This is a genomic window from Glycomyces salinus, assembly GCF_016428645.1.
Lineage (GTDB): Bacteria > Actinomycetota > Actinomycetes > Mycobacteriales > Micromonosporaceae > Glycomyces > Glycomyces salinus.
Genome location: NZ_JAELXW010000065.1, coordinates 1 through 12,511, shown reverse-complemented (window position 1 = coordinate 12,511; position 12,511 = coordinate 1). Strand labels below are relative to the sequence as shown.

Here is a 12,511-nt window from a genome sequence, read left to right as displayed (position 1 = left end):
TCCCCGCAAGACCAGCCTCTCGAACGTGGAAAGGCCCCCTGATGGATCTGCACTCCTCGACCACTTGGCGCAAGCGCGGCACGACCGCCGTCCGTTACTTCACTGCGGTGGCCGTGACCGCCGCGGCGGCGCTGTTCGCCTACCAGACGCCGGCCCAGGCGCAATCGGGCGCGACCGAACCCGACCCGGGTACGCCGGTCTCGACCACTCCGGTGCCGGCCTCGCCGGTGGACCTGATCGAGCAGGGGCTGGCGACCGAGTCGGGGAAGATCGAGGTCCCCTCGCCCGGTGGCTCTGGAGGTTCGAGCGCCAAGGGGGACTGGTCGGCGACGGACCTGTCGCACGCGGGCTCGTGGTCGCAAGGGGGTTCGACCGGCTCGTTCAACTACGGCTACGGCATCGAGCTTCCGCCGGCCGAGGGACCGGTGCCCTCTGTCGGTCTGTCGTACTCTTCGCAGGCCGTCGACGGGCACACGTCCTCGTCGAACAACCAGGCCGGTGTGATCGGCGACGGCTGGTCCTACACGCCCGGCTACATCGAGCGGACCTATGCGTCCTGCGCTTCCGAGGAGGGCGGCAACACTCCCGCGGCGACAGCCGACCGCTGCTGGGACGGCGATTCGCCGTCGATCACGCTGGTGCTCAACGGGACCAACTCGCCGCTGGTGCTCGACGACGACTCCGGTGAATGGGTGGCCGCGGCCGACCCGAACTGGAAGGTGGAACGGCTCGGTGATCCCGCCTCGGCCTCGGAGGCGACTACCGAACGGTGGCGCCTCACCGCCGCCGACGGCACCGAGTACACCTTCGCCGGACGCGCGGGGGAGACCGATTCGCGGTTGACGGTCCCGGTGTTCGGCAACCACTCCGGGGAAGCATGCTACAAAGCCGACGACTTCGCCGGCTCGGACTGCTCCCAGGCGTACCGGTGGATGCTCGATGAGATCACCGACGTCCACGGCAACCGGGCCCGGTTCGAATGGACGGCCGAGACCGGCCACTACGGTGCGGCGGCCGATGAGGAGAACCGGGCCGTGTTCGACCGCTCGGTGCGGCTGGACCGCATCGACTACGGGCTCCGCGCCGACGACGAGACCGTCCAGGCGGGACGGGTGACCTTCGACTACACCGACCGATGCGAGTCGGACTGCTACGACGGCGACGATCCGATCGAGGACAGCTGGCCCGAGACCCCCTGGGACACCGACTGCGGCCTCGCCCCATGCACCGACCAGTTGGCTCCGGCGTTCTTCTCGTCCAAACGGCTCTCCGAGATCGCCACGCACGTGCCCGACGGCACTGGATCGTTCACCAAGGTCGACTCGTGGGCCCTGACCCAGGAGTTCCTTGACTACGGCGACGGCGAAGACACCGTGCTGTGGCTGAAGTCGATCCAGCACACCGGTCACGTGGGCGGCACTGAGTCGACCCCGCCGGTCACCTTCGCCGGCATCGCCTTCCCCAACCGGGTCGAGCACTCCGAGGGCACACCGTCGATGTGGCGCACCCGCATGACCGCGATCGTCTCCGAGACCGGCTCGGTCACCGGCATCTGGTACTCCTCACCGCAGTGCGTCTGGGACGACCTGCCCGATGCGACCGCCAACGACCAGCGCTGCTATCCGGTGCTGGCCGACGAGGGCAACGAGGAAGAGTGGTTCCACAAGTACGTGGTCACCCAGGTCGCCGAGTTCGACACCACGGGCGGGCAGGTGCCGGTGCGCACGCACTACACCTACGGTTCTTCCGGCGGCGGTACCTCGCAACTCTGGGCCTGGGATGACTCGGAGCACACCGCCGATGACCTGCGTACATTCAACCAGTGGCGCGGTTTTGCCCAAGTCACCACCAAGACCGGCGATGCGAACGACGGACCGCAACTGACCGAGCGGACCCGTTACTACCGCGGCATGGACGGCCAACCGACCGCAGCCGACGGCACCGGAACGATGAGCGTGGACCTGACCGACGCCGAAGGCAACACGGTCGCCGACCACGAAGCGCTGACCGGGTCCGGATTCGAGACGGCCTCCTTCGACGAGTCGGGCATCATCTCTTCCAGCGTGTCGCGCTACTGGACCAGCCTCGCCGCCGAACGAGAGCACGACGGCGGCAGCGTCAAGGCCTGGTATGTGGGCCAAGAACGAAGCGACTCCCGTCAATTCCTCGACGCGGACTCCGATACCTGGCGCCGCACCCGCACGGTCACCGAGTTCGACGACCTCGGCCGCCCGACGACCGTCTCCGACCTGGGCGATCTTGACGTGGGCGACGACCAGCGATGCACCCGCACCTGGTATAACGACAACCCCGAAGCGAACCGCTACGACCTGCCCGGCCGCACCGAGACCGTGGCCGTCGCCTGCGACCAGACCCCGTCCTATCCCGACGACCTGGTCAGTGACGCACGGTTCCACTACGACGGCGACCCCTCCGGCGATGCCGAGCCCACGCGGGGCCTGCTCACCTCCACCGAAGTCGTCGACGCCTACGAGGGCGGTACTCCGGAGCTGGTCGAGACGATGAGCGCGACTTACGACGAGCTCGGCCGCGTCATATCCGCCAGCGATGCGCTCGACCGGACGACCACTACCGCCTACACTCCAGCCGACGGCGGTCTGCTCGAGTCGGTCACGACGTCGAATCCTTTGGGCCACGCGGCCACCGTGTATTCCGACCAGACCAGGGGCCTTCCGGTCAAAACCGAAGACGCCAACGGCCGGGTCACCGAGATCGACTACGACCCGCTGGGCCGGACCGTCGCCGCGTGGGCGCCCGGGTGGGACAAGGCCGAGTACCCCGATGTCCCGACGGCCGCATACGAATACAAGGTCTCGAACACCGAGCCGTCGGCGGTGACCAGCTACGCCGTCACGCCCTCCGGTACCCAGAGGCTCGATGGGGTCGTGCTGTACGACTCGCTGCTGCGTGAGGTCCAGACGCAGACTCCGACCCCGGTCGGCGGCAGGCTCGTGACCGGCGTCGAGTACGACACCCGTGGTCTGACGCTGTGGACTTCCGGACCGAACTGGGATGTCGAGGCCGAACCCGGGACCGGTCTGGTCGCCGTCTCGCAAGGCGAGGACCAGGCTCGCACCTTCTACACCTATGACGGCGCGGGCCGCCCGGTGCTGGAGGAGTTCATGTCGCATCAGGAGATCCTGCATGCGACCGAGACGGTCTACGGCGGTTCGACCGAAGGCTGGATGGTCTCGACAATCCCGCCAGACGGGGCGACGCCGACCGCTGAGATCACCAACGCCCGAGGCGAGTTGATCGAGAAACGCGATTTCCACGGTGATACCGCTTCGGGCGAGTTCGATGCCACGGTCTACGACTACACCCACCGCGGCAACCTGGCGACAGTGACCGACCCGGCCGACAACGAATGGTCGTACGAGTACGACCTGCGGGGCCGCCAGACCAGCGCCACCGACCCCGACACCGGCACCACCACCGCGGTCTATGACGTGGCCGGGCAGTTGGTCCAGACGACCGACGCGAGGGGTCAGACCCTCACCACCACCTACGATGAGCTGGGCCGCAAGCGCAACCTGTTCGCGGGTGACGAGGAGACCGGCGAGTGGATCAACGCCTGGCGCTACGACAGCGTCGAAGGCGGCCTCGGCCTGCCTTATCTGTCGGTCTCGATCGTCGACGGGCAGAACATCATCACCCAGGTCCGCAAGTACGACCAAGCGGGCCGACCGACGTCGGTGACCCAGTGGATCCCCGAACTCTCCGGCCTAGAGGACTTGGCCGGTTCCTACAACGTTCAGCAGTTCTACCTGCCGGACGGTTCGGTGTCCAACACCAATCTGCCGCAGGTCTCGGGAATCGGTAGTGAAACGGTGGCCTACCACTACAACGACCTGGGGCAGGTCGAACGCGTCTTCGGCATGTTCCAGAACGGGACGCCTGATGTCGACTACGTCTCCGAGGCGACGTACACGGCCTGGGGTGAACTGGCCCAGCGGGTCCTGGGCGATGTCGCGGGTGAAAAGGTCTATCAGACCTGGACGTATGAGGACGGCACTCGGCGAGTGGACGAGCACCGGCTCTCGCGTGACTCGGTTTCCAGCCCGCTGGTGGCGCACTTGTCGTACGAGTACGACGAGGCCGGGAACATAACCTCGATTGCCGACAGCGTCACGGACTCGCCGGGCGAGCCGGAGCGGCAGTGCTTCGTCTACGACTACCTGCAACGGCTGACCGATGCCTGGGCACAGGCCGGGACCGGCGAGTGCGTCGACGAGGCCGCGCTTGACAGCGACGACGTCGGTGGTCCGGGCGCGTACTGGACCGAGTACGACTACGACGTCACTGGTAACCGCACCTCGGTCACGCAGCACGACATCGTAGGCGGCAGTGAGACCGCCACGTACGACTACACCGACACCGAGGCCCACCTGATCGACACGGTCACCACCGAGACCGGCTCCAACGACTACGCGTGGGACGAGGCCGGGAACCTGACCGAACGGACCATCGACGGAGCCACGGAGACCCTGGACTGGAACGCGCAGGGCAAACTCGCATCGATCACTGATGACGAGGGCACGACGAGCATGGTCTACGACGGCGAGGGCAACCGCATCGGTCGTATCGACCCGGACGGCGCCCAGAACCTGTTCGTGGCCGGCCACGAGATCTCGGTCGACCTGCAGGGCATCGTGCATGCGACGCGCACCTACAGCCACAATGGGGACATGATCGCCACCCGCTCCACCGACGAGGGCCTGACCTGGATCGGAACGACCCACCAGGGAACAGCGGCCTGGGCGATCAGCGCCGCCACGATGGTCCTGACCTACCGCCGCCAAGACCCCTTCGGCAAAACCCGAGGCGAATCGGTCGACTGGACAGCCACCCAACAAGGCTTCCACACCGGCACAGAAGACCCCACCGGCCTGGTCAGCATGGGAGCCCGCTTCTACGATCCAACTACAGGAAGGTTCATCTCCCGAGACCCCATCCAGCACTTCACGGATTCCCAGCAAATCAACGGCTACGCCTACGCCAACAACAACCCAATCGGCATGACCGACCCTACCGGACTGACTCCCGGTTTTATAAACGGACAATCCTGCATCGACGGGGACTGCTCGTATCACAACGGAGATGGTAGTCCCAAAACTCGTGAACAGTGTCAACAAGTCAAGTGCGGCCAAGGCTACGGCACCGGAGCGACCACCTCAAGCCAATACACTGGTGGGTCCGGTCCCGTCTACGGTCCGCACATTTACCCTGAAGTGACTCCTGAAGAAATTGAGACTCTATTCGGCGCAGAAGTCCTTGACGTCGGCGGATTGGCCGCGTGGAACGACGCATATTATGCGGGTCATACGGGGACCTGGGAGATAACTCTTGACTGGGACAGCGATCATTATGCCCAGATGAAATTTCTCCAGGGGACCAGCTGTCACAAGGATATGGACATCTGCGTGGGTGATGAGTTCCTTGTCTTGCTATCGATCACACTTCTCCGCAAGGACGGTAGCGGATCGCAACTGGCATACGAGAATCCGAACGCGATGAATGTTATGAGCATTGCGGCAGCGCCGTCAAATTCAGGAGAAATTCCAGGACTCGATGCCGGAGACTATGGTAGCTCGAACACGGTCGCAGGAGTATTTGCTGATCTTGTCGGATCTCAAGAGTTTGGGACGCTCTCAAATGCTGCGAAATTCTTCCCTGCGGTCGGAGTCGCGGTTGACACTGGAGTCAACTACGCGTCCGGATACTCGACTGGACATGCTATTGGAAAAGCTACAACAATGGGAGGTGTTGGGGTCGGTGTCGGGCTTATTGCCGGTGCGTTCTGTGTATGGACCTGCTCGGCAGCGATTGGGGTCGGAAGTGCATTTGTAGCTGGATGGGCATACGACGAGATCTGCGGCTGTAAACCGGAAGAATGATAGGAATTCTGGGGTCAATCGATGAATGAAGCTGCTACTGACTTTCTGAAGGTGGGGCTTGTCATGGGAATCCCTTTGATTGTGAGCCTGGTCGCCGCAGTCAAAATTTGGCGAGGAAATGCAAAGGTGCTCCACCGAATTCGAACTATTGGAAGACAGTATTTCTTGCCAGAGTGGGTATCGGCGAATTTGCATCGCGCCCACATTGTCCTAGTAGGATACTTTGGCTTGATTTTTCTGTCGATATCGTGTGCATCAATGCTTATGTTCGCTGGGGTATTTCCTGAGTCCGACATTGGAACTGTGAGAAACGTGGTTATAGCAATAATTGTATTGAGCTCGATTCTGTGGCCAATTGCGGCTCTCGTCCTAATTCTATATGGGAGACCGAGATTCCTGGTGCCGAGATATGATAGGGAGAATCCGGCTGGACTGGAACTGCGAAGGCGCCAGCGAAAGAATGGGATGCGGCGAAGGTCATGACCTATGACAGGGCGTGGGCGGGTTTGCTTGCTGACGGCTATGTTGGTATTCCGATGAATGGAATGTTCGGGTGTGTTCGTAGCGGTTGTTCCTGGTCGTTTTGGCGAGGTTGGTGAGCCCGGCGAGGCGGAGGGCGCCGATCGCGAGCTTGCGGAAGCAGGGCGTGGGTGAGTTTGCCTTGCGGGTGGCTCGCCGGGCAGGGGTGGTTTGAGATCGGTTGGGGCCCAATGACAGCGCAAGCACGGCCTGGGCGATCATGTGCGTGAGTGGCCTTGGAGAATCCGGACAGTAGTTTGTTGGCGACTTGGGGCGGCGTTAACGGGCGAGTTCGCATGCTTCGTGAAGCTGCCGGTGGAATACGGAGTCTGGCGCTGAGCATCAACGATCACAGGCGCATCAAGGAGTGATTCTCTGGCAGCTCCCTGGGGTGTGCATGACTGACTGAGCTAACGGCGGTCGGCAGGCTCGGCCCTGAGCCCGTAGGCGATCCCAAGGTCTCGGCGGCCTGGAGACTTCTGTGTGTTGCAGCCCTCTTCCTCGCCATGATGATGATCAGCCCGCATCGAGGTCGTGACGGTGCCGTTCGGGACTTCCCGGGCGGACGACATACCCGCATGGTGCCTGACTTTCGTCCTCACTTTGCTAAAATATTTTTAGCTAGATTCAATTTACTGGATGGAGGGCGCTGGTGAACAGCGAGTTTGTTGGGCGATTGCGGGAGTTTGCAGTTCTGCAAAAACGTGTTGATCGGATCGACCGTACCGACAGAGGGGCCGCGATGGCGATCCGTGGGCGTCGTCAGGTCGGTAAGTCCAGGCTTGTGCAGGAGTTCTGCGACCGATCGGGGTTGCCCTACTGCTTCTGGACGGCCTCCAAGGGGGCTGCCCCGGCGCTCGCGGTCGACGACTTCGTGGACGAACTGCGAGCGTCGTCGTTGGCCGCTGACCGCCCGCCGGTGCCGTCAGTGCGGTCCGGCAGTTGGCCGGATGCCTTCCGCGCCCTCGATTCTCTGTTGCCGCAGGCGCCTTCGATAGTCGTTCTGGACGAGGTGCCTTGGGCCGCAGAGCAGGACAAGATGTTTGACGGAGCGCTCCAGACCGCTTGGGACCGCAGACTCAGTTCCAAGCCGGTGCTGCTTCTGTTGCTCGGTAGCGATCTGCATATGATGGAGCGTTTCACCGCCTATGACCGCCCCTTCTACGGCCGGGCCGACACGCTGCGACTACTGCCGTTGAACCCGGCGGAAGTCGCTACGGCTATTGGTCTTGAAGCCGCTGACGCCATAGACGCCCACCTTGTCAGCGGGGGGCTGCCGGGAATCCTTCAGGAGTGGGCACACGGCGCGACGGCACTGGACTTCCTCCGGTCAGAATGCGAGGATCCCGGATCGAGCCTGTTCGGGGTGCCCGCACAGTCCTTGATGGCGGAGTTTCCCTCCCCGGATCACACTCGCCGGGTCATCGAGGCGATCGGCGGTGGCAGTCGCACCCGCCAGAATATCGCCTCGGCCGCAGGCAATGCCGAGGGAAGTCTGCCGTCGGGTGCCTTGACGCCGATCATGAATCGCCTGATGCGGGAGAGGCACGCGGTGGTCGAAGACTCTCCGCTCTCGACCAGACCGGGGAAACCGGCGTTGTATCGGATCGGCAATACGAATCTCCAGTTCTATCTGGCTTGCCTTCGCCACGCGTTCGACATGGTGCAGCGCGGGCGCCCCGAGCAGGCGTATCAGTATGTACGACGGAGCTGGGAGTCGTGGCGCGGACGAGCCGTCGAACCGGTGGTGAGGGATTCGCTCCAGATGGCCGCCGCTGAAGGGTCCCTGCCTTGGGACGGCATCGACGCGGTTGGAGGTTGGTGGAATCGGCAATTCGACCCCGAACTCGACCTGATCGGAACCGATCGAACTCCCGTCGCAGGGCGGATCGGCTTCATCGGATCCATCAAGTGGCTGAACAGTCCTTTCGACGGCCACGACCGGAGCCAACTGCTGCGATCGGCACCACTGGTTCCCGGGTTCGACGAGTCGACCACTGGTCTAGTCGTGGTCACCCGCTCAGGTATCGACGCCCGGACCGACGTCAGCGACATCGATTTGATCTGGCGGCCCGAAGACGTCCTCGCAGCATGGAGATAGTCGGTCTGTCGCCTCTACGGGGATGAGATATGCCTGGGGCCAGCGGGTCAGCGGCGGCCCCGGGGTTCCGGCGGCGGCCCCTTCCCCGCTGCCGGAGTCTGGTTGTCGAGCGCTGCCCGGCTCCTCGGATCGGGACGGGATCGAAGGGCCGGGCCCCGGCCTGTGCACACCGAGTGCGCTCGCCGGCGGATCGCGCCGGGCCTGGGTGGGCCGCCGTGTTCTGGGAGGTTGACACGGCGGCCCGGGGGTGGGGCCGCCGCTCAGTGACCTTGGCGCGCGGCGGCCCCGGGAAGGGAAGTTGGGAAGTCGACCTCGAGACGACCGGATAAGACCGCGGACTCCCAGGCGGCGAGGACCGCCCGGACGATCAGGGTCTGGTCGGATCGCCAGAGCTCGGAGAGGTTGGAGAAGCGCCCGCACCATTCGATGTGGGGTGAATCGAGATCGATGTCGTTGAGGTAGGCGGCGGTCTCGGCGCCGTAGGGGCCGATCGCGATCACGTAGCCGTCGTGCTCGGCGCGGTCGGCGTAGACCTCGATCTTGTCGCGACTGCGGGTCTCCCATTCGGTCACGAGGTCCATGCGGTCGGGAGCCTTGGGTGTTTGTCTGCCGGGTGAAGTCGTCCGTACGCTAGGTGTGCTCGTCATCAGAGGTTCCGTCTCTGTTGGTCGGGAGGCGGGCCGCCGGGTAGATGTCATTCGGACCGGCGACCCGCCATTCTTCGTGGTTGCGCTCGGCGGCCACAGGTCGACCGTAGGACGGAATGTAACCCTGAGGGAAGAGAAAACGCAGTGGCCGTTTTGGCCCATGCCATTACGACCATGCCGGAGACGGCCATGGGCGCCGCATGTGCGACACTCATACAATGAGTGAGCATCCGACTCTCGCGCGTAGGGCAATGGGTATCCGGTTCCGGCGCCTGCGGGAAGCCAAAGGTGAGACTCCGGCGCAGACTGCTGCAGCGATCGGGATGGGCCGCAAGACCATCGACCGGATCGAGAAGGGCACTCAGGGCACCAAGCAGCCGGTCATCAAGGCGCTGTGCGACCACTTCGAAGTGGCCGATCAGGAGCGCTCGCATATCTTCTCGTTGTTCGTCCGCAGCGGAGAGCGAGGCTGGTGGGAGGCATACTTCGACACCGGCAGTCGAGAGAGTGTCAACCCGGACTTCCCCTTGTTCCTCGAATCCGAGCAGGTCGCGACGCTGATTAGGACCTTTGAGGCCGAGATCATCCCCGGGCTGCTTCAAGTTCCCGAATATCTCGTCGAGTTGCAGGCCGTCCAGCTTCCGGCACCTGAAGAGGTAGCCGAGCAGATCCTCGGCCTGCGGGCCCATCGCCAGAAGCTCATCTTCGGCGACAACCACCGCCCCGGGATTGAGTTCCTCCTCGGCGAAGCCGCAATGGTCTACCTTTCCAAGCTGCCGCGAAAGGTCCGTGACGGCCAGATTGAGAGGATGCTCGAAGTCGATGCGATGCCGAATGCCTCGATCCGCGTGCTTACCGGCCTCCACGCCGCTGTAGCCGGATCGTTCACTCTCCTTACGGCCTCACCTGACTTGCCCCCGTTCGTGTATCTCGACTCGGTGGACGGCTGTCGTTATATCGAGCAGCCCGACGTAGTGTCTCTCTACGAGCGCACCTTTGAGGGTGCCCGGGAACGATCCGAATCGATTAGGGAGTACCTGAAATGACAACGCCGTGGCGGAAGTCGTCGCGAAGCCAGGGCAACCAGCAGAGCAACTGCGTTGAGCTGCGTCTTGTCGAGGGCGGGTTCCAGGTGCGTGACTCGAAGCTGGGGGACGAGTCCCCGATTTTCGATCTCACGCTCACCGACTTCGAGAACCTGAAGCGCGCCGCCCGGTAGCGATTGTCGGCTCCCTCCGGCATTCCACCACCGAGCGACGCATCTTCGACTCGACATCTCGACCCAGATTAGCGGCTTCCGGTTCCCGCCGGGAGCCGCTTCTCGTTGCCCTGGTGAGGTTGTCCCCCTTGCGAGCTACTTGCAAGTGTCTTCCTTTTGGTGACGACTCCGGGCACGCTGCTCCGTAGCGTTTTGACCAGTCGCGGCACCCCGGCCGCGTCACTGGAGGAGGAGTCTTCATGAGGTTCGTTTGGCAGTTTCTGGCCGTCTTCGCGGTCTTCGCGTTCGGTGGGATGGCCGTTGCCGCGGTTCAGGACAATCCCTGGACTACCCTCGGTCTCGGCCTGCTGGTCAGCGCGATTGGGGTGCTGATCTACGGGTGGGTGGTGCGGCGCACCGAGAAGCGTCCGACTACTGAGGTGGGGCGCAAGGGCGCAGTGGCCTCGACCAGTTGGGGAACGCTGATCGGCATCGGGCTGTTCGTGATGGTCATCCTCAACATCGCATTCCTCGGCGGCTACCACGTCCACGGCATGGGCTCGGCCCCCAGCGCGGTGGGGCTGGTGGGATTCATGGCCGCCGCCGCTGTGACCGAGGAACTGCTGTTTCGCGGCGTGGTGCAGCGGATCCTCGAGGAGCGCGTCGGCACCTGGATCTCCTTGGCGTTCACCAGCGTCGTCTCCGGTGCGATGCATCTGCTCAACCCGAACGCCAGCCTGTGGGGCGCGGTCGTCATAGCCCTCACCGCCGGCACGATGCTCGGGGCCGCCTACATCGCCACCCGCAAACTGTGGCTTCCCATCGGCATCCACTTCGGTTGGAACTTCGCCGCCTCCGGGATCTTCAGCACCGAGGTCTCCGGCAACGGCACTCCGCAGAGCATCCTCGACGCCTCCACTTCCGGCCCGGTCCTGCTCTCCGGCGGCGATTTCGGCCCCGAGGCCAGCCTGTACACACTCGTCTTCGCCCTGGTGAGGACCGGCGTGTTCCTGTGGATCGCCCACCGCCGCGGCCATCTGGTGCCGCGCGGTCGCCGCGTCCAGCAGGTCGAAGCCACCGCTACACTGCCCCATTGACATCCTCTCCGCCTTTAAAGGACGGAGATTCCCGGCTAGCTCACCGCTTGAGCGGTGAGGGTACGGGTGGGTTCCTGCTTCTTCCCATCGCGGGGGTTTCCAGGTCCGCCAGGCACACCTGGTCTTACGTCCTGTCCACGGGCGTTTAGAGTCTCCGCCTGCCCGGCGGCGACCATGTGTTCTTGCACCAGGCGCTGTCCTTCGCGCCGGATATTGATCTCCGCGTTGCCGTCGCGGTCATGGACCGCGCCGCATCCGCACGCCCACTTCCGAACCGACAGGCCGTTCAGGCCCTTCGGGCCGGTCAGCGATCCGCATGCAGAGCACAACCGCGTGGACGGGAAGAACCGGTCCACGCGCGCGAACGTCCGGCCCGCACGGGCCGCTTTCGACTCCAGCAACGTCAGGAACCGGCCGAGCGCGGCATCGTGCACGCTCTTCGCGCCTCGGCCACGGGCCAGGCCCTGTACGCACAGGTCTTCGACGTAGATGCTTTGGTTCTCGGCAACAATCGTCTTGACCTGTTTGTGGAGCCAGTCGTCCCTTCGGTTCCTGACCAGTTCATGCACTCTCGCGACTTCGACGCGGGCCTTCGCCCGGTTCTTCGAGCCCTTCTCCTTGCGGGAGAGTTCCCGCTGCGCTTTCCTTAGCTTCCGCTCCATCCTGCGGAAGAACTTCGGCGACTCGATGACCTTCCCGCCCCGCAACACCGCGAACGACCCCAGCCCCAGGTCGATCCCGGTCGCCGATTCGGGGTCGGCCAGTGGCTCCAGCAGTTCCGCGCCATCATCGAGCGCGACCACGAACGAGGCATAGTACTTGCCGGTCGGCGTCTTGACTACTGTCACTGAGCTCGGTGCTGACGGCAGTTCCCGCGACCAGGCGACCTTGAGCTCTCCGACCTTCGCTACGTACAACCGGCCGTTCGACCGGAGGGCGAAACCGTTGCGGGTGTACCGGGCCGACTGCGTGTTCGAGCGCCGCTTGAACCTCGGCGGACCCATCCTGGCCCCGGCACGTCTCCCCGACAG

The 12,511-nt window shown here is 64.0% G+C and carries 7 protein-coding genes; 5 read left to right on the top strand and 2 right to left on the bottom strand.

Going from position 1 to position 12,511, the window contains the following annotated elements; genetic code table 11:
- Positions 1–41 precede the first annotated feature (41 nt).
- The gene (locus JFB92_RS17075; protein WP_199041571.1) at positions 42–5,918 is read left to right on the top strand and encodes an RHS repeat domain-containing protein; all 5,877 of its coding nucleotides are present in this window, start codon (positions 42–44) and stop codon (positions 5,916–5,918) included.
- A gap of 1,171 nt (positions 5,919–7,089) precedes the next feature.
- Complete coding sequence (locus JFB92_RS26675; RefSeq protein WP_199041568.1) at positions 7,090–8,538, top strand: ATP-binding protein; 1,449 nt, start codon at positions 7,090–7,092, stop codon at positions 8,536–8,538.
- A 260-nt stretch (positions 8,539–8,798) separates the two neighbouring features.
- Here JFB92_RS26675 and JFB92_RS17065 read toward each other — a convergent pair whose 3' ends face one another.
- Complete coding sequence (locus JFB92_RS17065; protein ID WP_199041565.1) at positions 8,799–9,119, bottom strand: hypothetical protein; 321 nt, start codon at positions 9,117–9,119, stop codon at positions 8,799–8,801.
- Between the two features lie 284 nt (positions 9,120–9,403).
- Between JFB92_RS17065 and JFB92_RS17060 the strand changes: the two genes are divergently transcribed.
- From JFB92_RS17060 to JFB92_RS17050, 3 genes are all read left to right on the top strand, one after another.
- Positions 9,404–10,231: a helix-turn-helix domain-containing protein gene (locus JFB92_RS17060; protein ID WP_199041562.1), complete on the top strand. Its 828-nt coding sequence runs from the start codon at positions 9,404–9,406 to the stop codon at positions 10,229–10,231.
- A complete protein-coding gene (locus JFB92_RS17055; RefSeq protein ID WP_199041559.1) occupies positions 10,228–10,404 on the top strand; it encodes a DUF397 domain-containing protein in 177 nt (58 codons plus the stop codon). Before JFB92_RS17060 ends, JFB92_RS17055 begins: the two co-directional genes overlap by 4 nt.
- Before the next feature lie 239 nt (positions 10,405–10,643).
- A complete protein-coding gene (locus JFB92_RS17050) occupies positions 10,644–11,480 on the top strand; it encodes a type II CAAX endopeptidase family protein (protein ID WP_199041556.1) in 837 nt (278 codons plus the stop codon).
- A gap of 35 nt (positions 11,481–11,515) precedes the next feature.
- On the opposite strand, the gene JFB92_RS17045 is transcribed toward JFB92_RS17050, so the two are convergent.
- Positions 11,516–12,511 (bottom strand): RNA-guided endonuclease InsQ/TnpB family protein (locus tag JFB92_RS17045; protein WP_233163432.1); only part of this gene is annotated, 996 nt, incomplete at its 5' end.

Bases quoted from the DNA above. Each gene is read 5' to 3' on its own strand.
- JFB92_RS17060 (WP_199041562.1), top strand. From the start codon at position 9,404: ATGAGTGAGCATCCGACTCTCGCGCGTAGGGCAATGGGTATCCGGTTC.
- JFB92_RS17065 (WP_199041565.1), bottom strand. From the start codon at position 9,119: ATGGACCTCGTGACCGAATGGGAGACCCGCAGTCGCGACAAGATCGAG.
- JFB92_RS17075 (WP_199041571.1), top strand. From the start codon at position 42: ATGGATCTGCACTCCTCGACCACTTGGCGCAAGCGCGGCACGACCGCC.
- JFB92_RS17050 (WP_199041556.1), top strand. From the start codon at position 10,644: ATGAGGTTCGTTTGGCAGTTTCTGGCCGTCTTCGCGGTCTTCGCGTTC.
- JFB92_RS17055 (WP_199041559.1), top strand. From the start codon at position 10,228: ATGACAACGCCGTGGCGGAAGTCGTCGCGAAGCCAGGGCAACCAGCAG.